Origin of the sequence: Xenorhabdus szentirmaii DSM 16338 (assembly GCF_002632585.1) — a bacterium.
Classification (GTDB): Bacteria; Pseudomonadota; Gammaproteobacteria; order Enterobacterales; family Enterobacteriaceae; genus Xenorhabdus; species Xenorhabdus szentirmaii.
In genome coordinates this window covers 534,490-555,242 of sequence record NZ_NIBV01000002.1, presented here as the reverse complement: position 1 = coordinate 555,242, position 20,753 = coordinate 534,490, and the positions used below count along the sequence as shown (strand labels likewise).

Annotated in this window: 21 protein-coding genes and 1 other annotated feature; of the genes, 14 read left to right on the top strand and 7 right to left on the bottom strand. The window is 40.9% G+C overall.

What is annotated here, in order from left to right; all coding sequences use genetic code 11:
* Position 1: 1 nt before the first annotated feature.
* From cydC to infA, 3 genes are all read left to right on the top strand, one after another.
* The gene (gene cydC, locus Xsze_RS12305) at positions 2 to 1,744 is read left to right on the top strand and encodes a heme ABC transporter ATP-binding protein/permease CydC (RefSeq protein WP_038238042.1); all 1,743 of its coding nucleotides are present in this window, start codon (positions 2 to 4) and stop codon (positions 1,742 to 1,744) included.
* A gap of 8 nt (positions 1,745 to 1,752) precedes the next feature.
* Positions 1,753 to 2,442, top strand: a complete 690-nt coding sequence (gene aat / locus Xsze_RS12300; RefSeq protein WP_038238040.1) for a leucyl/phenylalanyl-tRNA--protein transferase — start codon at positions 1,753 to 1,755, stop codon at positions 2,440 to 2,442.
* 156 nt (positions 2,443 to 2,598) lie between these two features.
* Positions 2,599 to 2,817 carry a translation initiation factor IF-1 gene (infA, locus tag Xsze_RS12295; protein ID WP_038238038.1) on the top strand — a complete coding sequence of 73 codons (219 nt, stop codon included), beginning with the start codon at positions 2,599 to 2,601 and terminating at the stop codon, positions 2,815 to 2,817.
* 66 nt (positions 2,818 to 2,883) lie between these two features.
* Here the strand turns inward: infA and clpA are convergent, their stop codons facing one another.
* Both clpA and clpS read right to left on the bottom strand, forming a co-directional pair.
* The gene (gene clpA / locus Xsze_RS12290; protein ID WP_038238036.1) at positions 2,884 to 5,169 is read right to left on the bottom strand and encodes an ATP-dependent Clp protease ATP-binding subunit ClpA; all 2,286 of its coding nucleotides are present in this window, start codon (positions 5,167 to 5,169) and stop codon (positions 2,884 to 2,886) included.
* 31 nt (positions 5,170 to 5,200) lie between these two features.
* Entirely contained in the window at positions 5,201 to 5,521 is a 321-nt protein-coding gene (gene clpS, locus Xsze_RS12285) for an ATP-dependent Clp protease adapter ClpS (RefSeq protein ID WP_038238034.1), read from the bottom strand.
* 325 nt (positions 5,522 to 5,846) lie between these two features.
* Between clpS and cspD the strand changes: the two genes are divergently transcribed.
* The 6 genes from cspD to artM all read left to right on the top strand — a co-directional run bounded on the left by cspD (position 5,847) and on the right by artM (position 10,680).
* On the top strand, positions 5,847 to 6,077 hold the full coding sequence (gene cspD / locus Xsze_RS12280) for a cold shock-like protein CspD (RefSeq protein WP_038238032.1): 231 nt from the start codon (positions 5,847 to 5,849) through the stop codon (positions 6,075 to 6,077).
* 420 nt (positions 6,078 to 6,497) lie between these two features.
* Positions 6,498 to 7,400 (top strand): LysO family transporter, encoded by a 903-nt coding sequence (locus tag Xsze_RS12275; RefSeq protein ID WP_038238030.1) that lies wholly within the window; start codon positions 6,498 to 6,500, stop codon positions 7,398 to 7,400.
* 263 nt (positions 7,401 to 7,663) lie between these two features.
* Positions 7,664 to 8,392 (top strand): arginine ABC transporter ATP-binding protein ArtP, encoded by a 729-nt coding sequence (artP, locus tag Xsze_RS12270; RefSeq protein WP_038238029.1) that lies wholly within the window; start codon positions 7,664 to 7,666, stop codon positions 8,390 to 8,392.
* A gap of 142 nt (positions 8,393 to 8,534) precedes the next feature.
* Entirely contained in the window at positions 8,535 to 9,272 is a 738-nt protein-coding gene (gene artJ / locus Xsze_RS12265; protein ID WP_038238027.1) for an arginine ABC transporter substrate-binding protein, read from the top strand.
* A 23-nt stretch (positions 9,273 to 9,295) separates the two neighbouring features.
* The gene (gene artQ / locus Xsze_RS12260) at positions 9,296 to 10,012 is read left to right on the top strand and encodes an arginine ABC transporter permease ArtQ (protein WP_038238025.1); all 717 of its coding nucleotides are present in this window, start codon (positions 9,296 to 9,298) and stop codon (positions 10,010 to 10,012) included.
* The gene (gene artM / locus Xsze_RS12255; protein WP_038238064.1) at positions 10,012 to 10,680 is read left to right on the top strand and encodes an arginine ABC transporter permease ArtM; all 669 of its coding nucleotides are present in this window, start codon (positions 10,012 to 10,014) and stop codon (positions 10,678 to 10,680) included. The genes artQ and artM overlap by 1 nt, the downstream gene beginning before the upstream one ends.
* A gap of 129 nt (positions 10,681 to 10,809) precedes the next feature.
* Here artM and rlmC read toward each other — a convergent pair whose 3' ends face one another.
* The 3 genes from rlmC to Xsze_RS12240 form a co-directional block, all read right to left on the bottom strand.
* Positions 10,810 to 11,943 (bottom strand): 23S rRNA (uracil(747)-C(5))-methyltransferase RlmC, encoded by a 1,134-nt coding sequence (gene rlmC / locus Xsze_RS12250; protein WP_038238023.1) that lies wholly within the window; start codon positions 11,941 to 11,943, stop codon positions 10,810 to 10,812.
* A 24-nt stretch (positions 11,944 to 11,967) separates the two neighbouring features.
* Positions 11,968 to 12,483 (bottom strand): type III secretion system chaperone family protein, encoded by a 516-nt coding sequence (locus tag Xsze_RS12245; protein ID WP_038238020.1) that lies wholly within the window; start codon positions 12,481 to 12,483, stop codon positions 11,968 to 11,970.
* Positions 12,484 to 12,566: 83 nt separating this feature from the next.
* Entirely contained in the window at positions 12,567 to 12,878 is a 312-nt protein-coding gene (locus Xsze_RS12240) for a YbjC family protein (RefSeq protein ID WP_038238017.1), read from the bottom strand.
* Between the two features lie 240 nt (positions 12,879 to 13,118).
* Between Xsze_RS12240 and Xsze_RS12235 the strand changes: the two genes are divergently transcribed.
* The 3 genes from Xsze_RS12235 to Xsze_RS12225 all read left to right on the top strand — a co-directional run bounded on the left by Xsze_RS12235 (position 13,119) and on the right by Xsze_RS12225 (position 16,811).
* Positions 13,119 to 13,382: a GrxA family glutaredoxin gene (locus Xsze_RS12235; RefSeq protein WP_038238014.1), complete on the top strand. Its 264-nt coding sequence runs from the start codon at positions 13,119 to 13,121 to the stop codon at positions 13,380 to 13,382.
* Between the two features lie 506 nt (positions 13,383 to 13,888).
* A complete protein-coding gene (gene ybjG, locus Xsze_RS12230) occupies positions 13,889 to 14,497 on the top strand; it encodes an undecaprenyl-diphosphate phosphatase (protein ID WP_038238011.1) in 609 nt (202 codons plus the stop codon).
* A 1,009-nt stretch (positions 14,498 to 15,506) separates the two neighbouring features.
* Positions 15,507 to 16,811 carry an HAAAP family serine/threonine permease gene (locus Xsze_RS12225; RefSeq protein WP_038238008.1) on the top strand — a complete coding sequence of 435 codons (1,305 nt, stop codon included), beginning with the start codon at positions 15,507 to 15,509 and terminating at the stop codon, positions 16,809 to 16,811.
* 117 nt (positions 16,812 to 16,928) lie between these two features.
* Here Xsze_RS12225 and Xsze_RS12220 read toward each other — a convergent pair whose 3' ends face one another.
* Both Xsze_RS12220 and Xsze_RS12215 read right to left on the bottom strand, forming a co-directional pair.
* Positions 16,929 to 18,137, bottom strand: a complete 1,209-nt coding sequence (locus tag Xsze_RS12220) for a serine hydrolase (protein WP_038238005.1) — start codon at positions 18,135 to 18,137, stop codon at positions 16,929 to 16,931.
* A gap of 349 nt (positions 18,138 to 18,486) precedes the next feature.
* Positions 18,487 to 19,317: an SDR family oxidoreductase gene (locus Xsze_RS12215; protein ID WP_038238061.1), complete on the bottom strand. Its 831-nt coding sequence runs from the start codon at positions 19,315 to 19,317 to the stop codon at positions 18,487 to 18,489.
* 336 nt (positions 19,318 to 19,653) lie between these two features.
* Between Xsze_RS12215 and hisL the strand changes: the two genes are divergently transcribed.
* Positions 19,654 to 19,701: a his operon leader peptide gene (gene hisL / locus Xsze_RS21820; RefSeq protein ID WP_113967449.1), complete on the top strand. Its 48-nt coding sequence runs from the start codon at positions 19,654 to 19,656 to the stop codon at positions 19,699 to 19,701.
* Positions 19,677 to 19,799 (top strand) — a sequence feature (His leader region). (Overlaps the previous gene by 25 nt.)
* Positions 19,800 to 19,848: 49 nt before the next feature.
* Positions 19,849 to 20,748 carry an ATP phosphoribosyltransferase gene (gene hisG, locus Xsze_RS12210; RefSeq protein ID WP_038238002.1) on the top strand — a complete coding sequence of 300 codons (900 nt, stop codon included), beginning with the start codon at positions 19,849 to 19,851 and terminating at the stop codon, positions 20,746 to 20,748.
* The last annotated feature ends 5 nt before the right edge of the window (positions 20,749 to 20,753 follow it).

Sequence of the window (20,753 nt, the reverse complement as noted above, 5' to 3'; positions counted from 1 at the left end):
CATGCGTGTTTTATTTCCATTTCTCGCACTCTACCGCCGCCATTGGTTTCTGATTAGTTTGGGTATGGTGTTGGCCATTGTTACTTTATTGGCCAGCATCGGCCTGCTGACTCTTTCCGGCTGGTTTCTTGCCGGCACTGCTTTTGTCGGATTCGAAGGGCTATACACGTTTAATTATATGCTACCTGCCGCGGGAGTCCGTGGCGCGGCCATTTTCCGGACAGCCGGGCGCTACGGTGAACGGCTTGTCAGCCATGATGCCACATTCCGTGTATTAGCCCACTTACGTGTTTTTGCTTTTCAGAAGATCCTGCCCCTTTCTCCGGGCGGTATTGCCCGTTTCCGTCAGGGAGAAGTGCTAAATAGGCTTGTTGCCGATGTCGAAACATTGGATCACCTCTATCTGCGGGTAATTTCCCCCGTTCTGGCCTCATTTGTTGTTATTGTAGTGCTGACATTCGGATTAGCTTTTCTTGATATCACACTGGCCTATACTCTTGGCGGTATCATGTTGGGATTGCTGCTGATATTGCCTTTTGCGTTTTATCATGCAGGAAAGTCTTATGGCAGGAACATCACAGCCCAACGTGGTCAATATCGCACGTTACTGACCAGTGCATTGCAAGGGCAAGCTGAATTGACGGTATTCGGCGCACTCAGACGCTTTCGCCAGACAATGACTGAAGTTGAATCCTCATGGTTGAAAAACCAACAAAATCAGGCTCACTTAACAGGGCTTTCACAGGCAGTCATGATTTTCTCTACCGGCATGACAGTCACCTTGATGCTTTGGTTAAGTGCCGCAGGTTTTGGAGAATATGGTCAGCCTGGTGCACTCATCGCGTTAGTGGCATTTTGCACTCTTGCAGCCTTTGAGGCTCTTGCCCCGGTTACTGTCGCATTTCAACATATGGGGCAAGTGCTCTCATCTGCAACTCGAGTATCCCAATTAATGCACCAGAAGCCTGAAATTATTTTTCCTGATCATGGTCCACAAATGAGTCATCATCTCAGTCTTGAGATAAAAGATGTTGATTTCACTTACCCTAATCAGCCCCTGCCGGTATTGAAAAATATTTCTCTGTCCCTCAAATCAGGCGAGCATATTGCTTTACTGGGAAAAACAGGATGCGGAAAATCAACCCTCTTACAGTTAATAACCCGCGCCTGGAATGCTGATGGAGGAGAAATCACCCTCAATAAACAGCCTATTTCCAGTTACGAAGAAGCCACTCTTCGTTCAATGATATCTGTCGTGCCCCAGCGGATACATGTCTTCAGTCACACACTGCGTGAGAATCTTTTATTGGCAAAACCTAATGCCACTGATGATGAATTAGAAATCGTGCTGAAAAAAGTGGGATTGGGGAACTTACTATATACTGATGAGAAACTGAACTGTTGGATGGGCGACGGTGGCCGACAGCTTTCTGGTGGCGAACAACGTCGTTTAGGCATTGCCAGAGCCCTGCTGCATGATGCTCCTTTAATGCTTTTAGATGAGCCAACAGAAGGGCTCGATATAAATACCGAACAACAAATTCTGTCTTTATTGCGCCATAGTTGTCAGCACAAGACATTAATTGTCGTTACACACCGTTTAACCGGCTTACAACATATGGATCAGATCTGCGTTATGGATAATGGACATATTATAGAACGCGGAAAACACGATGCACTATTGGCTCAACAAGGACGCTATTATCAATTTTATCAACGGCAGAGCTACCTTGAGCAGGAGTGATTTATTTTATGTTGATAGCTCAACTGGATAACTCATATGAATTTCCCCATCCAGCCAATGCCCTAGCTGAACCGAATGGTTTATTGGCTTTTGGTGGAGACTTAAGTGCAGAACGCCTCAAAGTGGCGTATCATGAAGGAATATTTCCATGGTATTCACCCCACGAACCTCCTTTGTGGTGGTCTCCAGACCCTCGTGCAGTGCTGGTTCCGGGTGAATTACATATGGGACGGACATTACGCCGTTTTATTCGCAAACATCCTTACCAAATTACGGTAAACTATTCGTTTGATGAAGTAATATATAATTGTGCCCAACGACAAGAAGGAACTTGGATCGGCTCAGATGTTCAATTAGGTTACCAAACCCTACATCAGGAAGGAATGGCCCATTCAGTTGAAGTCTGGTATGACAACCAACTTGTGGGGGGCTTATATGGCGTGTGTATAGGCACACTATTTTGTGGTGAATCTATGTTTAGCAAAATGGAGAATGCTTCTAAGTGCGCTTTTGTGGCATTCTATCACCATTTTCTCCATCACGGAGGCCAGTTATTTGACTGTCAGGTGCTAAATAACCACACAGAATCGCTGGGTGCCAAGAATATTCAAAGGAAAAAGTTCCTTAAGTATCTTTATCAATTCAGAGAACAGTCATTACAATCAGGATGTTGGTCTACACAATCACTGGATTTATAGTTATTTTTTAGGGAGTAAAGACTGTTCACGGTGGAAATGTCGCTATTTATTATACGTAAAATGATGGTTTAAAATACGACATTCCTTTACATAATGAGGGTTTTTCGGCATTATCTTGCCGGTTAAAAATCATGGTTGTTACAATTAGAGGATTAGATGGCCAAAGAAGATAATATTGAAATGCAAGGCTGTGTATTAGATACACTGCCAAACACCATGTTTCGTGTCGAATTAGAAAACGGACACGTTGTTACTGCTCATATTTCAGGTAAAATGCGTAAAAACTACATTCGCATTTTGACTGGGGATAGCGTTACGGTTGAATTAACTCCATACGATCTGAGCAAAGGGCGTATCGTCTTCCGTAGCCGCTAATAGTTCGTGCTCGTTTACCACAGGTGATATATCACCTGTGGCGTCGCTTATCGCTGTTATATGGCGTTATAAAACGGCATCTTCTGATTTCTTCTTGTTCGAACTCTGGGCGCTTTTGAAATCATATGTCAGTGTCTGTTTCCCCTTATCCAGATTGATCCTGACCGAACCTCCGTGCACCAATGAACCAAATAGCAACTCATTCGCCAATGGTTTCTTCAGATTATCCTGTATCACCCTGGTCATGGGGCGTGCTCCCATTGCTTTATCATAGCCTTTATCACAAAGCCATTGACGAGCATCTGCACTAACTTCCAGAGAAACACCTTTTTCATCCAATTGAGCTTGTAATTCAACAATAAATTTATCAACAACTTGTTGAATAACCTCAGCAGAGAGTGCATCGAACCATATAATGCCATCAAGGCGATTACGAAATTCAGGCGTAAAAATGCGTTTAATCTCTTCCATTCCATCTGTGCTGTTATCCTGCACAGAGAAACCGATGGATTTACGCTGTACTTCACGTACTCCCGCATTAGTCGTCATTACCAGAATAACATTGCGAAAATCTGCTTTGCGGCCGTTATTATCCGTTAACGTGCCGTTATCCATCACTTGTAACAACAAGTTGAAAACTTCCGGATGGGCTTTCTCAATTTCGTCCAGCAGCAAAACAGAATGTGGGTGTTTAATAATCGCATCAGTCAGCAAGCCTCCCTGATCATATCCCACATACCCTGGTGGAGCGCCAATTAAACGGCTCACAGTATGGCGTTCCATGTATTCTGACATATCAAATCGCAGTAATTTGATATTCAATACCTTGGCTAGTTGAACCGTCACTTCCGTTTTACCGACCCCTGTAGGTCCCGCAAACAGGAAAGATCCGACAGGTTTATAATCCTGCCCCAATCCGGCACGGCTCATTTTGATTGCTTCTGTTAAGGCAGCGATTGCATTATCCTGACCAAAAACCAGCATCTTCAAACGGTCATCCAGTGTTCTCAATATATCTTTATCACTGGCTGACACTGTTTTTTCCGGAATTCGGGCTATACGTGCCACAACGGATTCAATATCAGCAACATTAATCGTTTTTTTACGGCGGCTGACCGGCACCAATTTTGTCTTTGCACCAGCTTCATCAATGACATCAATAGCTTTATCCGGTAAGTGGCGATCCGTAATATATTTTACCGAAAGCTCAACCGCAGCACGAATGGCTTTCGCCGTATAACGGACGCCGTGATGCGCCTCATATTTTGCACGTAGCCCGTTAATAATTTGTACTGTTTCTTCAGGTGAAGGCTCAAGAATATCAATCTTCTGGAACCGCCGGGCCAATGCACGATCTTTCTCAAAGATATTGCTGAATTCATGGTAAGTCGTCGAACCAATAACCCGGATACGCCCGCCAGATAACAGCGGCTTGATGAGATTAGCGGCATCAACCTGACCGCCTGAAGCTGCGCCAGCACCGATAATTGTATGAATTTCATCAATAAAGAGAATACTTTTGCTGTCTTGTTCCAGGGTTTTTAGCAATGCTTTGAAGCGCTTCTCAAAATCACCACGATACTTCGTACCGGCCAGTAACGAACCAATATCCAAAGAATAGATAGTGCAACCCTGCATCACTTCAGGAACATTTTTCTGAACAATACACCATGCAAGCCCTTCTGCAATGGCCGTCTTGCCAACACCTGACTCCCCGACAAACAGAGGGTTATTCTTGCGACGGCGACACAGAACCTGAATTGTTCTGTCCAATTCATGATGACGCCCGACCAGAGGATCAATCTGACCTTTCTGTGCCAATTGATTCAGGTTGATGGTGAAATTTTCCAGCCTGTCTTCACTGATGACTTGTTCTTCCTGAACAGGATTAAGGCTGGAATGAGAATTATTATCCATTTCATCTTTACGCGTACCGTGAGAAATGAAATTCACGATATCCAGCCGGCTCACGTCATGCTTACGCAGTAAATAAGCAGCCTGAGACTCCTGTTCACTGAAAATGGCAACCAAAACGTTCGCCCCGGAAACTTCTGAGCGCCCCGAAGATTGCACATGAAAGACCGCACGTTGCAAGACTCGCTGAAAACTTAATGTAGGTTGGGTATCCCTATCATCGTCTTCAGATAACAACGGGGTAGTTTGTGAAATAAAACTCTCCAACTCCTGGCGTAACATCGCCAAGTCGACTTTACAAGCCTCCAGTGCTTCTCGCGCTGATGTGTTACTTAACAACGCCAGCAACAGGTGCTCTACAGTCATAAATTCATGTCTGTTATCCCTTGCTTTGGCAAAAGCAATGTTGAGACTAAGCTCCAGTTCTTGATTGAGCATAAGCACCTCCTCCTAAAATCAGTAAGCCAGATCAAACCCTTTCTAGCGTGCAAAGTAATGGATGCTCGTGCTCTTTAGCATACATGTTCACTTGCGCAGCTTTAGTTTCTGCGACCTCTGCCGTATAAATTCCGCAAACTGCTTTCCCTTGGTTATGGACATCCAGCATTAGTTGCGTTGCTCGTTCAACATCATAAGAAAAGAACTTTCGCAATACGTCAACCACAAACTCCATAGGGGTATAATCGTCATTGTTCAAAATAACCTTATACAGTGACGGAGGTTGAAGTTTCTGTTTTGCATCTTCCTTAATAAACTCTTCACTTTTCAAATCGTTATAAAACTCAGTCATTATTCTTCCGCTGGATATTCATTTTTTACGCAAGAGTCCGGTATGAACCATTTCATTCTACTACCACATATTTTATCACTTCATAAGGCACTCTGCTTTACCGCCTTTGTCTTCCCAAATAAGGATTTCATCTAAAAATCAGATATCGTTACCTATATCAAACTTTAGCCATCTGGGGTAGCGTAACGTTGTTTATATGCTTGACGACGTAATGAATTTCACTAGAGTATATTTTATGAGCACCGCCCTGTCTGGGCGTCTGTTCATATTTTGAAATTTTTAGTGACTCCTAAACCCGAAATCGTGATACGAGGGATAGAGAAGTATGGAAACAGGCACTGTTAAATGGTTCAATAATGCAAAGGGCTTTGGATTTATTTGTCCTACCAGCGGAGGTGAAGACATATTCGCTCACTATTCAACCATTCAGATGGATGGTTATAGGACGTTGAAAGCAGGACAGAAAGTGAACTTCAATGTTCATCAAGGCCCTAAAGGTAATCATGCAAGCCTTATTGTCCCCCTGCCTCTGGAAAATAACTTAGAATCAGAATAAATTATCAGTCTATAAACTCGTAATTCTCACGCCACAGGCAGTTGTTTGTGGCGTGCTATTGGCAACCACGTGCGCCGGCACTTTATCTTCCCCTCTCTTACTATATTTAGATTGCTCAGCCAAATTTCGCAATTATTTATGACCATTAGTGACAATTTATTTATGTCTCTGAAATCAAAAAGCTTTACACTCCCCAGAAACATATACTCCTCTTTATGTATTTAATTTCATTAATCCTTATTTATAACATTCACCTTCTCAATAAACAAAAAATGCGTTGAATTTCAGTATCTTTACCTTTACCCTTTTTGTTGCTACAGTGTAAATTTTTTGTTTCAGTCAGTTTGTTGGTCTTTATGGCTGGCTTTGCTTATTAGAATTAGATAAAAAAATTATCTTAATAATATCAGGATGTGGATTATGTATTCAGGACTACTCATTATTCTCCTGCCGTTAATTCTAGGCTACCTCATACATCTCAGCCATAAACCAACACTCACTCTTGTGAACCGGTTACTCAATGTCATGATTTATGCCATTCTTATTCTGATGGGTCTCAATCTTGCTATGCTGGAAAATTTAAACAGCAATTTGTTCTCTATTTTGTTATATGCCACAACATTTTTTCTGTGCATCTTTATTGCTAATCTATTAGCTCTGTTTTTCTTGGATAAACGCGACCCATGGCAGATCGCCACATATAAACAAGAAAAGCCCCCTTCCCGGTTACATATGGCATTGGATTCCGTCAAATTATGCGGTGCATTAATAGTAGGATTTATTATCGGGCTAACTGGCTGGTCGTGGTTTAATCATTCCAAGCAAGCCAGTGAACTTGCTTTAATTATTTTACTGTTTCTGGTTGGTATCCAATTACGCAATAATGGCATGAACCTAAAACAAACCTTACTGAATCGCCGCGGTGCAATTATTGCACTAGTGGTTGCGGTCAGCTCCTTGATCGGTGGAATAGTGGCAGCATTTTTACTTGGATTGCCTGCCAAAACAGGGCTTGCCATCGCATCCGGATACGGTTGGTATACCCTGTCTGGCATTTTGATCGGCGAGGCTTATGGCCCCGTACTCGGCAGCACCGCATTCTTTAATGATTTGGCCCGTGAACTGGCATCCATTATGCTAATTCCAATACTCATAAATCGCTATCGTTCAACGGCGCTAGGTTTAACCGGAGCAACATCAATCGATTTTACCTTGCCCATTTTACAACGCTGTGGTGGTACAGGGATCGTACCGGCCGCCATCGTTCATGGTTTTATATTAAGCTTAATGACACCCTTATTTATTGCATTCTTTACTCATTAACCTTCTTGAAAGGCGAGGTTTTACTATACTCCGAGTAAAAACATGACTGGGCCATGATTAAAAATGACTAAAACCCACGCCGAAGGATAAAAAACAACCTGAACAGACAAGAGTAAAACGGTAAATACGATTAAAAAATGCCTTTTAAATGATTAATTAACTCGCAAAATTGATAAAAATAACAATTTTATGCAGACATTATTGCATAGTTATTCTTATAGGATTAATATCCAATCAAACATTTAACTATTCATATATTTCGCATGAACATTCAATTAAAAAACGTCAATTGTTTCTATGGCACGCATCAGGCTCTGTTCGATATCAATTTTGAATGTACATCGGGAGAGATTCTGGTGCTGCTGGGGCCTAGTGGAGCGGGCAAAAGTTCTTTGCTACGTGTTTTGAATCTGTTGGAAATGCCTCAATCCGGGCAACTCAATGTAGCAACGCATCAATTTGATTTCAAACAGCAACCCAGCCATAAAGAAATCAGGGCATTACGGCAAAAAATCGGTATGGTTTTCCAGCAATACAATCTGTGGCCACATTTAAATGTAATGGATAACCTGATTGAAGCTCCTTGCCGAGTATTAAAATTACCTAAACAACAAGCACGGGAAAAGGCAGAAAAGCTACTCTCACGTCTTCGTTTAGCCGAGTTCACCCACCGTTTTCCATTGCACCTTTCCGGTGGGCAACAACAACGTGTAGCCATTGCACGGGCATTAATGATGGAGCCACAAGTTCTGCTATTTGATGAGCCCTCAGCTGCACTCGATCCCGAAATTACCTCTCAACTCATTGATATTATTAAAGAGCTGTCGGAAACGGGCATAACCCAAATTATCGTAACCCATGAAGTGGAACTGGCTCGCAAAACAGCAAGTCAGGTTATCTATATGGAACAAGGGCACATTATTGAAAAAGGTGATGCATCGCACTTTACTCACCCTCAATCAACTGCTTTTGCTCATTTTTTGTCACACTGATATGTATTATACCCAATGGATTTCAAGTTGAACTCCAACTGACAAACCCTAGATTGAATAATAGCAACTCTGGTTCGATAACAATTTGAAAAACTAAAAATTCTCAATCAGCAAACTCATGAACGACAGGATAAATACGGCCATGAAAAAATTATTATTTGCAGCTTTATTGGGCACAATGACCTTATCAGCAACCGCAGCAGAAAAAATAACGCTGCGTTTTGCGACAGAAGCAACTTATCCACCATTTGAATTTATTGATGCAAATAATAAAATTCAGGGGTTTGATATCGATTTAGCCAATGCGCTATGTGAAAAACTAAATGCTCAATGTACGTTCACCAACCAAGCTTTCGACAGCCTTATTCCAAGCCTGAAATTCCGTCGTTTCGATGCGCTAGTCGCTGGGATTGATATTACGCCCGAGCGCCAAAAACAAGTTGATTTCACTCACATCTATTACAATAACTCAGCCACTTTCGTTGCCATCAAAGGAAAATTCGCTCATCTTTCTGATCTAAAAGGCAAACAAATTGGAATTCAAAATGGGACCACACTGCAAAAATATTTAATGGAGCAACATAAAGACATTAAAACCGTCCCTTATGATAGCCATCAGAATGCAATCCTTGATTTAAAAAATGGCCGTATAGATGCTGTATTTGGTGATACCGCAGCGGTTAATGAATGGCTTAAAAAGAATAAAGAATTAGGCACCGTCGGCGAAAAAGTCACTGATAAAAATTACTTTGGAACAGGATTGGGCATTGCTGTACGCAAAGGAAATACTGAGTTGAAGAATGAATTGAACAAGGCCCTGAGTGAAATCAAACAAGATGGTACTTATGACACTATCTATAAAAAATGGTTTGAACAATAAGTTGAATGATAAGCTGATTTACAATGAATGAATTTCAATCTCTCATCAGTGCCGCCAGCATTACTGTCGGCCTCGCTCTTTCATCGCTTGTGGTTGGTTTGGCTCTGGCCATACTTTTTGCCGCCTGGGAATCCGCTCGCTGGAAACCGATTGCATTCTTGGGTTCATGCTGGGTTACTTTGATCCGAGGGTTACCTGAAATTCTCGTTGTTCTTTTTATTTATTTTGGCAGCTCACAGCTTCTCCTAACATTGTCAGAAGGCTTAAACATCAACCTTATTGTCTGGCAATTTAAGATCCAAATAAATATTGATAACTTCGATGTCAGCCCCTTTCTGTGTGGTGTTATTGCCCTTTCATTGCTTTATTCCGCTTATGCATCACAAACATTGCGGGGTGCTTTGAAAGCAATCACTGTCGGGCAACGAGAAGCAGGCCAGGCATTGGGATTAAGCCAAAGCCGCATTTTTTTCCGTTTGGTTATGCCACAAATGTGGCGTCATGCCCTGCCGGGGCTTGGCAATCAATGGTTAGTTCTGCTGAAAGATACCGCGTTGGTTTCATTAATCAGTGTTAATGACCTGATGCTACAAACCAAAAATATTGCCATCCGTACACAAGAACCATTCACATGGTATGTCATTACCGCCGCAATTTACTTGGTTATCACACTCATAAGCCAATTTATTCTCAAGCGGCTTGAGATGCGCGTCACTCACTTTGAGCGGAGTGCTTCATGATGCTTGAGTTAATTAAAGAAATTTTACCCGGGTTACAAATCAGCCTCAGCCTGACTTTCAGTGCTCTTCTGGCCGCATTTATACTTTCTGTTGTTTTCACCATTATTCTGACAATGAAAGTACCGGTGCTTAACCAACTGGTCAAAGGCTATATCACGTTATTTACCGGAACTCCCCTCCTTGTTCAGTTTTTTTTGATTTATTACGGGCCAGGACAATTTCCGTCGATTAAAGAATATCCGTGGCTATGGCAGCTCATGTCAGAACCATGGCTTTGTGCAATGGTAGCTCTTACATTAAATAGCGCAGCTTACTCAACCTTACTTTTTCATGGTGCGGTTAAAGCTATTCCAGCTGGGCAATGGCAATCCTGTCAGGCTCTTGGCATGTCTCAAACACACACAATGCGTATCTTGCTGCCTTACGCGTTTAAACGGGCACTTTCTTCCTATTCCAATGAAGTCATCCTGATATTCAAGAGTACATCACTTGCCAGTACGATCACTTTATTGGACATCATGGGATACAGCCAACTGCAATTCGGCCGTAGTTATGATGTCACCGTATTTGTTGCCGCTGGTATCATTTATCTCTGCATAAATGGCCTTTTGACATTACTGATGCGTATGATAGAAAAACGTGCTTTAGCATTTGAACATCGTAATTAACCATTACTGATATCCAACAGGCTGCAAGAAGCGATTTGGGAGACAGCAGGAATGTATTCAATCCATTGACCTTTACATTGCTTAACTCTTGCAATAACACACTGTTATCGCAAGAGTTAAAGCAACCTGTCAATTCAGATCACGCACCAATAATGCCAACGCTTCATAATGCTCAGTATGAGGAAACATATCGAATAACTGTACTTTTTCTATTCGATATTGTTTGAGCAAAGTAATATCTTTTGCCATCGTCTGAGCATTACAACTTGAATAGAGAATAAATTCAGGCGCCATTTGGCTGAGGTATTCACACAGTACTTTTCCAATTCCTCTGCGAGGAGGGTTAACCAATACCAATTCAGGTATCTGTGATTTATCAAGGGCAAAATGGGTAGAGTCCAAAGCCTGGAATTCCACCTGCTCCATCCCAAGACTTTTAGCTGAACTTTTTGCACAATCAATGGCTTCGGCACTAATTTCAATACCGGTTAATCGAGTTTGTTTATCTGCACAGTGCAAACCAAAACCACCCGCACCACAAAAAAGATCCCACATACTCGTAATGTTCAATTCCCTGACCCAACGCCCTGCTGTTGCATACAATTCTGCGGCAATATCTGGATTAGTCTGAAAAAAACTACGTGGCCGAATATACAGCGGAATACCGTTAAAGGTTTCCTTTAACATTTTATGTTCGGTGAAAATAATTTCTTTTTCACCTTCCAAAATCGCCATATGAATGGGTTGGATATTAGCTGAAATGACGGTGACGTGAGGTAATTTTTCCTGCAACCAAGACAATGTTTTCTCTAACTGCGCCAGTTTTGTTTCTGAACGCAGAACGAAGCGCAGCATCATTTCACCGTTAGCACGACTTTCCGTCAAAAGAATATATTTCAATTCTCCTTTCTTTCGTTCAACGTTATAAGGAACTAATCCAGCCTTGGCTATAAATACCTTGATAACGTCAAATACCAACTGAAAATTTTGTGGGTATAGCAGACAATCGCAAAGATCTACCGCTCTGCCATCACGGTGCAACATGCCAAGCAGCGGGCGTTCAACACTGCCACTGACAACCATTTTAGCTTTATTACGAAACCCTCTTGTTTTGCTAGTTACCGGTGAAAGCCAGTGTGTGACCGATGTTTCCCGTAACAGTTGTTTCAGATGTTGTTGCTTATCAGATAATTGATTTGAATAGGATTTATCGAGCCACTGACAGGATTGACAATTTCCCGCGGAATACTGCGTACATTGCATTATAAAAAAACCGTATCAAAAATATTAGTGCAAGGTAAAAGTTGATGTCTTTGTCTCGACCAATGATTCTTCATCTTCTAATTCTACTTCAACCTCGCTTTCCATATCCTGGTTGACATAGAGAAGGTTATTGCTGTGAATTTCAAAAATCACATTGGCGATTTGTTCTTCACCTTGCTGTATAAAATGAGAAAACTGTTCAAAAGTCATACCGGCAGCGATAGGAAACGACTGACAAACAATCAGCTTAGGCAAGTTTTCATCCTGAATATCGAGAAATGCTTTTACCGTAAGAGAGCAAGCATTGATTTGGCTTAAATTAGCAACTAACGGAATGATTGCGGTTGGCCTGACTTCTGCTAAGGCAGAAAACACAACCACATCCCCTAACAAATCAAGTTTCGCGTCAAACAGGCCATCAATATTTTGCATATGAGGCAAATGCAAAACAGGGCTTGATTCATGCTCAAAATAAGAGATTTTCAGACGTTCAAGCCACGTCCGTAGTGTTAACAAATCGGGAATAACCATGGAATCCATCGAATTAACCTCATATAACCAAAAAGTTAAACATACTATCTTGGAAAATTTTTATAGGACAAAAATGGTGACTGACAATCAACCTATTTTGTTTTTTCATCATCAGAATGTTTCTGGTGATTGTTATCCGCTTTCTTATGATCAATTCCCAGAAAGGAAAGATTATAAACCGCACGCCAGATAATATGGATAGCCGCAGGTATCAAACATCCGATACCCGATAAAATCATAGCAATGTGTGCTTCTGTCGTCATTAATAAAGGTGATAGGATTATGCTATCAGTTATCGACAAGTACGCTAAAGTCAGTAAGCCAAACCCTATAATTTCCAATAAAATTATAACCTTAGGCATGTCAGCTAACGACCGCATCCCTTTTGATGAATTTATTTTCATTTTCTACCTTGCTACTTGCAATGACTTGCTGAAAACTATCGATTGAAAAATCAACCTGCTGCTTCTGTGCCGCTCGGATGAGATTATCATATCTAAAGTCAATCCATTGGTAGAAGTAATTACAATAAAAGATAATTCCTACTTTTTTTTGTTCATTGTTACAGGCATAGTAAGTTACAGGCATAGTAACGCTAAATAACAACCCATCAAACTTATGAGCATTACCAATAAGGAGTTTATATGTATACCGTCATTTTTGGCCGCCCTGGTTGCCCATATTGTGTCCGTGCCAAAGAATTGGCTGATAAACTGAAAACAGAGCGTGAAGACTTTGATTATCGCTATATTGATATTTGGGCGGAAGGCATTAGCAAAGAAGACTTATCAAAAACGGTAGGAAAACCTATTGAAACAGTCCCTCAGATCTTCATTGATGAGAAACATATCGGCGGCTGCACTGATTTTGAAGCTTACGCTAAAGAGAATCTCGGGCTATACAACTAAGTATATTACTGAGTAATACAGCCGAAAAAACGCTATCCAGCCAGAAATCGCCTCTTCACCGGGTTGGATAGCGGTAACCTTATCGTCCCCACTCCAGCTTTTCTCTCTGAGCTTTCTGAAAAAATTTGCAATTTTTTTTTCATCAATGAGAACTTTAATACCATTGTGCAGTCTTAATTATTGCCACTGCTTTTCTTTGATGTCCCCATATTGAGGAGCCCGATAGTCATCCACCTTGGTTAAAGACTATCGGGTTTTTTGTTGTTTCAACGTGGCCTTAATGGCTCTGAAACAGAGAGACTAAAGCCGGATGACCTTGACGATATTATTTACTTACATAACATAAACAATTACCCAACAGCATTGTTAATTTTAAATAAAGTTTTTATTCACTTTACCGATATAAAATTGTTCTTTTTTACAATAAGTTGATAAAATATCTTTTATCATACTTAAAATCTACTCCAGTAGGTTCTTACGTAAATATTTTGCTTGTGAGGCTCACTTTGCTAGAACAACTCAACCACAATGTGTTTACATTTATCAATGCAACCCCTGATTCATCACCAGTAATGATCTTACTTGCCATTTTGATAGCAAAATATTGCGTATTTATTTACCCTATTACACTTGCTGCTTGTTGGCTTTGGGGAAACGAAAAAACCATCACACACCGGCGCATTGTTGTCAGTAAATCCTGTATTGCTTTCGCCTTGGGAATGTTTGCCTCTTATATGATTGGCGTTTTTTTTCCGCATGCTCGACCGTTTGTTGAAGGTTTTGGTTATAATTTTCTCGCTCATTCCCCCACAGAATCCTTTCCCAGTAACCACGGTGTAGCCGTATTCACCTTATCACTGGCATTTCTTTTCTGGCATTGCATCTGGTCAGGCTTATGCCTGATGATCATCGCCTTTGCTATTGCCTGGTCCCGTGTATATGTGGGGGTGCATTGGCCACTTGATATGGTTGGTTCATTTCTGGTTAGTCTATTGGGATGCGCTTTTTCCCAAATCGTTTGGAACTTTTACGGTAAGAGTGTGCAAAACAAGCTAACCCGATTATACCAATACTGTTGTTCCCCCTTGATCCGAAAAGGGTGGGTAAAAAGTTAATTCAATTTCAAGAATAGATACCCTGCCGGGCGTTCACACTGAAAATGAATGCCCAGCAAACCATGATGACTCTCTTTTCATCCTCAGATTTAATTAGTTTTTTCTTAAATAAAGTCACCTTTGCAATCTTATGATGTTATTTCAACCTAAAGTTCATTAGAAGCAAATACAATTAACACCTTATTAACAAAATAAATACAACCAAAAAACAAAACAAAATCATTTATTACAATCAATAAGCACCAAATATAAAATGATTATTATTTCTTTATAAAGTCACTGATTACAGATAATTTCCGCTCAGGAAATCCATCAGCATTTGACTTTTTTATTAATGCGTAATCAATAGAACGCAAATATCTATTCAAACAAACACAAATCAAACAACGATAATGATTGGTTTTATTTTTTGTTTATTATCAATTGGATATAAGTGAAATAACATACATTCAAATATATGAAAATAAAAAACCTGCTATTTATCATTAAAGATATAAATTTATCACTTTTGAACCAAAATAATTATTAACATATTAATATTAATTTAAGTTCTTATAGATGGATATAGAAATTTTAAATAAAAATAATGATAGAATCTGAGACATTTCTTCAATTCATTTTATTTAAAATTAAATCAACATTTCGATAAAATTTCATAACAATGTTCGTTTTCTATATAAATCTTGCAATTGCGAGAGCGATCACGGTACATTTCACTAAAAATAATTATATTCACCACATCAAAAGTCAGGGGTTACATTTTAAGTTTAGTCATCAAAATACCGTATAAAATAGCTTCAATCCCTTTATTTTAAATGAGTGTATTTGACTATCTCATTAATGTTGTAATAGAAATAGTAATAAAAATAGTAATAAAAATGTTTAGATAAACACCAGCACAGTATCTGACAACTTATTATTCATATAAAAATCCAACTCGTGCATTGAATCAATGTGCGGGTTTAATAGTTTTTAAATTTTAGTTTACCGCGTATTTCGGGAGATATTTATGGACACATCTCAAACAAGTTCAATCGCACCCGCTGCTTCCAGCAAAAGCGATTACACTACCTGGCGTAAATCAGACACTGTATGGATGCTGGGATTATACGGTACCGCCATTGGTGCTGGCGTTTTATTTCTCCCCATCAACGCCGGGATCGGTGGACTGATTCCACTTCTTATCATGGCAGTACTCGCCCTCCCCATGACATTCTTTGCTCATCGTGGAATGTGTCGTTTTGTCTTATCAGGCAAAAGCAGTGGTGAAGATATCACCGGCGTGGTTGAAGAACATTTTGGCAAGGTTGCAGGTTTTCTGATCACCATTCTCTACTTCTTTGCAATTTATCCTATCCTGTTGGTGTACAGTGTCGCACTGACCAACACAGTAGAAAGTTTCATTGTTAACCAATTAAATATTGAGCCACCATCACGCGCTTTACTGGCACTTATCCTGATCCTCGGCGTGATGAGCATCATCCGCTTTGGTGAGAAAATGATCGTCAAGGCCATGAGTATATTGGTATTCCCGTTTGTCACTGTTCTGATGCTATTAGCGCTGTATCTGGTTCCTCACTGGAATACTGCAATATTTGACACTCTGTCACTGAGCAGCTCAGTTTCTTCAGCAAGCAGTCACGGTTTGCTATTCACCTTGTGGCTGGCAATTCCTGTTATGGTCTTCTCTTTTAACCATTCGCCAATCATCTCTGCGTTCGCGGTTGCAAAACGTGAAGAATACGGTGAGCATGCAGAGAAAAAATGTTCGCGCATTCTGCTTTGCGCTCACGTCATGATGGTTCTGACCGTGATGTTCTTTGTTTTCAGTTGTGTACTGAGCCTGTCACCAGAGAATCTGGCAGAAGCAAAAGCCCAGAACATTACCATTCTGTCTTATCTGGCTAACCACTTCCGTGTACCTGCTATTGAATACATTGCTCCGCTTATCGCTTTCATTGCCATTACCAAATCATTTTTGGGCCACTATCTGGGCGCACGTGAAGGTTTCAACGGGATTGTGAACAAGGCATTGAGCGCGCAAGGCAAATCTATTCAGCACAAAACGCTGAATCGTATCACTACCTTATTTATGTTGATCAGTGCTTGGATCGTTGCAACGCTGAACCCGGGCATTCTGGGCATTATCGAAACATTGGGTGGACCTGTCATTGCCATGATCCTGTTTATCATGCCTATGTATGCGATTAGCAAAGTACCAGCCATGCGCAAATATTCTGGAAAATTCAGCAATATCTTTGTTGTTATTATGGGTAGCATTGCAATTTCTGCGGCGGTTTATTTACTGCTCTAATGTCTTTCCGAGGCAGCTGTTGAATACAGATTAGCCCGATAAAAAATGCCCGCCATTGATATCAATGGCGGGCATTTTTCTGTCTACTTAAAGGCTTATCAACTTTTTCAGAGCACACTAATTAAAAATCGAATTAAACCAACCAGACACTGTTTTTACGATGAAATCCCATATACGCCCGAAAAAGCCAGTCTCTTCGACGTCTTCTTTAACAACCAATGGGCGATGATCAATTATTTTGTCATTCAACATAAAATTCACTGTTCCCACCACCTGATTCTTCACTAATGGAGCCTCAAGAAGTGTTTGGTTCAATGTAAAACTCGCTTTTAGATTATTCTGCTGCCCACGGGGAATAACGACTGAAGCATCTTTTTCAACTCCTAACGCCACTTCTGAGTGAGTTCCGTACCACACTTTTTCCGTTACCAACGTATCAGAAGCTTTCAACGATGTTACAGATTCATAAAAACGGAATCCCCATGAAAAAAGTTTCTCACTGTCGGAAAAGCGAACCCGATCACTAGGAGCGCCCAATACCACCGAAATCAAACGCATCGGGCCTTCTGTCGCTGATGAAACAAGGTTGTAGCCAGCGCCACTGGTGTGTCCGGTTTTTACACCATCCACATTCATGTTTTTATTCCACAAGAGGCGATTGCGATTAGGTTGGCGAATATTATTAAAAGTGAACTCTTTTTCTTTGTGCAAAGCATATTCTTCCGGCACATCACGGATCATAGCTTGAGTTAACAATGCCATATCAAGCGCCGTGCTGTACTGCCCAGCAGCATCAAGGCCATGCACAGTTTTGAAGTGCGTATTCTGCAATCCCAATGTCTTCGCATACTGATTCATTAAATCAACGAAGCTATCCTGACTACCGGCCACATAATCAGCAAGAGCAATACTCGCATCATTGCCTGACTGGATAACAATACCGCGGTTCAGATCAATTAATTTAACCCTATCACCGGGTTTCAAAAACATCAGAGATGAGCCTTTAAGCACAGGATTACCGGTTGCCCAAGCATCCTTACCCACTGTCACGATATCTTCTGTAGAAACTTTACCTGATTTGACTGCTTGCCCTACCACATAGCTGGTCATTATCTTTGTCAGGCTAGCCGGATCTAACCGTTCATCAGGATTATTCGAGGCCAGAATTTTTCCGCTGGCGTAATCCATCAATACATAGGCTTTTGCATCAATCTCCGGTGCTGCGGGTTCATTCATTGCATATACATTGACACTGGTCAAACAAAAAACACTTAAGCCAATAGCAAAAAATTTTATTACTGGTATCTGTCGTTTTTGTTTCATCATCACTCGCCCTTTTTTTACTACCTTACTTTTCATCTACAAATCAAACATAAAAACTCTATTAATATAGGATGTTATGCAAGAAGACTCCAATTCAATAACGTAAAGATTTTCCTGACATTCATCTGATTTAATGATCATATTATCGATAAATAACGATGAGTTGACATTAGAAAAAGTAATGTTATTGACCTGAAATCAGAAAAATTCACCAAAGATAAGAAATTATTTCAGATCTGGGAAAATTAAACGTGATTATACACCAACTTGCTGTTAATTTAGGCAAATCAGTCTTTGTCTTTGGGATCTTGTAAAAAGCCAGATTGAGAAGATATGCGAGAAAAATGCATTTTTAGCTCATTGGCATTCTGTAAGGATCAGAAAACTGGTATTCAAACCCTAACTCCCGACAAATGCGGCTCCCATCGACTATTTTGCTCTCAGTGTCTTTATTTTCTGACTGTAAAAACTCTGGTGGCGGCAAATCAAGCCGTTGACTGATTAACGGATAATATTCTGATCTTTTAGGATGTATTGCTGCACACAAATTATAAATGTGCCCACCTTCCGGCTGCCGGATAAGGAGCTTAATCGCGGAAATAACATCATCCTGATGAACCAGATTAACCGCACATTCTCCCCCTGCAATGGCTTTTTTCCCTGCAAGAAAACGCCCCGCATGACGCCCGCTTCCGACCAACCCTACTAAGCGTAATATATCAACCGATGTATTCGGCAACTGATGCAACCAATTTTCTAACTCGACTAACGCTTTCGCTGATGCAGTTTCAGGACATAATGGACCATCTTCATCTAAATACCCCACAGACGGACCATAAACAGAGGTTGAACTGATAAAAATAATTCGTGGTACAGAATACGAAAGTGCAGTATCAACAACCAATTGTACCGCATTAACATATCCTTGCCCGCCTTCTGCAATTCCTCCTACAGGCAGTGTCAAAACAAGGATATCAACGGACATCAATTGTTCAAGATCATCCACTTCACAATCAATCTCAGGCGTTAAATTCAGCAGGTAACAATCCATTCCGCACATATTTGCCGCTTCCACACCATCCGGTGTTGTTTTACTGCCAACTACTTGCATACCTTCGCTTTGCAGTGCTTGTGCCAATGGCATTCCTAACCACCCAAGCCCAATAATGGAAACTTTTCTCACCATGACTTTCCTCAAACAGACATCAACAGACATCAACAGACATCAATGTAAGCACCTACCCGGCATATAACACTCACTAACCTTACCCATATATCCCCCTAATGACAACTTTACATATTTTCATTAAAAAACAATTGGATAAATAAAAATAAATACTTTTTTAAAAAAAAGTTTGCTTTCTGTACGCCAGATAGTATAGGTTAAACAACAAGCAACCAGTCCTTAATTGCAAACACAACGTTGAATACGGTCATCATCAATACCAATGGTATTCAGTATTAGCGCAACATCGTATTCAGGCGTAGCACCCAATCTAAAACAGAGAATCGCAATATTATGAATCGTATTCAATTTAACCATCACCACCACCATCATCCTGACTAGTCTTTCAGGCTGCTGTGTGCTGGAAGACTTTTAACCCGTCTTCCGGTGGTATGAATACGACGAAAAACCCTCGGAAGATATTCCGGGGGTTTTTTTATTTCTGATTTATACAAGTTAAACACTGAATTTGAGATAGGGTAATATGACATGTTAGATAAAACACGCTTGCGGATAGCTATTCAAAAATCGGGTCGCCTCAGTGATGAATCCAGAACTTTGCTGGCACGCTGTGGGATCAAAATTAATTTACAACAACAGCGCCTTATTGCATTTGCGGAAAACATGCCTATCGATATCCTTCGTGTCCGCGATGATGATATCCCCGGCCTTATCATGGATGGTGTCGTTGATTTAGGCATTATCGGTGAAAACGTGCTTGAAGAGGAGTTGCTTAACCGCCAGGCACAAGGGGAAAAACCATGCTATACAATGTTGCGCCGTCTTGATTTTGGTGAATGCCGGCTTTCTATGGCAGCTCCCTTTGATTTTGATTATACAGGCGTTGAATGCCTGCAAGATTCTCGTATCGCCACGTCTTACCCATACTTGCTGAAACGTTATTTAGACCAGAAAAACATCCGTTTTAAACCCTGCCTCCTCAATGGTTCTGTTGAAGTCGCTCCACGGGCAGGATTGGCTGATGCCATTTGTGATTTAGTCTCAACGGGCGCAACACTGGAAGCCAATGGGTTACAGGAAGTTGAAGTGATTTACCGTTCAAAAGCCTGTCTGATCCAACGTGACGGTGAAATGCCCGAAGCCAAGCAGCAACTTATCAGCAAATTGATGCTCCGCATTCAAGGAGTCATTCAGGCACGAGAATCCAAGTACATCATGTTGCATGCCCCCAATGACAAACTGGAAGAAATTATTTCACTGCTTCCGGGGGCTGAACGTCCGACCATTCTGCCATTGGCCGGTGCACAAAATCGCGTGGCTATGCATATGGTCAGCAGCGAAACTCTGTTCTGGGAAACGATGGAAAAACTCAAGTCATTGGGTGCCAGCTCCATTCTGGTTCTGCCGATTGAAAAAATGATGGAGTAATTTTG

Bases quoted from the DNA above. Each gene is read 5' to 3' on its own strand.
- cydC (WP_038238042.1), top strand. From the start codon at position 2: ATGCGTGTTTTATTTCCATTTCTCGCACTCTACCGCCGCCATTGGTTT.
- aat (WP_038238040.1), top strand. From the start codon at position 1,753: ATGTTGATAGCTCAACTGGATAACTCATATGAATTTCCCCATCCAGCC.
- infA (WP_038238038.1), top strand. From the start codon at position 2,599: ATGGCCAAAGAAGATAATATTGAAATGCAAGGCTGTGTATTAGATACA.
- clpA (WP_038238036.1), bottom strand. From the start codon at position 5,169: ATGCTCAATCAAGAACTGGAGCTTAGTCTCAACATTGCTTTTGCCAAA.
- clpS (WP_038238034.1), bottom strand. From the start codon at position 5,521: ATGACTGAGTTTTATAACGATTTGAAAAGTGAAGAGTTTATTAAGGAA.
- cspD (WP_038238032.1), top strand. From the start codon at position 5,847: ATGGAAACAGGCACTGTTAAATGGTTCAATAATGCAAAGGGCTTTGGA.
- Xsze_RS12275 (WP_038238030.1), top strand. From the start codon at position 6,498: ATGTATTCAGGACTACTCATTATTCTCCTGCCGTTAATTCTAGGCTAC.
- artP (WP_038238029.1), top strand. From the start codon at position 7,664: ATGAACATTCAATTAAAAAACGTCAATTGTTTCTATGGCACGCATCAG.
- artJ (WP_038238027.1), top strand. From the start codon at position 8,535: ATGAAAAAATTATTATTTGCAGCTTTATTGGGCACAATGACCTTATCA.
- artQ (WP_038238025.1), top strand. From the start codon at position 9,296: ATGAATGAATTTCAATCTCTCATCAGTGCCGCCAGCATTACTGTCGGC.
- artM (WP_038238064.1), top strand. From the start codon at position 10,012: ATGCTTGAGTTAATTAAAGAAATTTTACCCGGGTTACAAATCAGCCTC.
- rlmC (WP_038238023.1), bottom strand. From the start codon at position 11,943: ATGCAATGTACGCAGTATTCCGCGGGAAATTGTCAATCCTGTCAGTGG.
- Xsze_RS12245 (WP_038238020.1), bottom strand. From the start codon at position 12,483: ATGGATTCCATGGTTATTCCCGATTTGTTAACACTACGGACGTGGCTT.
- Xsze_RS12240 (WP_038238017.1), bottom strand. From the start codon at position 12,878: ATGAAAATAAATTCATCAAAAGGGATGCGGTCGTTAGCTGACATGCCT.
- Xsze_RS12235 (WP_038238014.1), top strand. From the start codon at position 13,119: ATGTATACCGTCATTTTTGGCCGCCCTGGTTGCCCATATTGTGTCCGT.
- Xsze_RS12225 (WP_038238008.1), top strand. From the start codon at position 15,507: ATGGACACATCTCAAACAAGTTCAATCGCACCCGCTGCTTCCAGCAAA.
- Xsze_RS12220 (WP_038238005.1), bottom strand. From the start codon at position 18,137: ATGATGAAACAAAAACGACAGATACCAGTAATAAAATTTTTTGCTATT.
- hisG (WP_038238002.1), top strand. From the start codon at position 19,849: ATGTTAGATAAAACACGCTTGCGGATAGCTATTCAAAAATCGGGTCGC.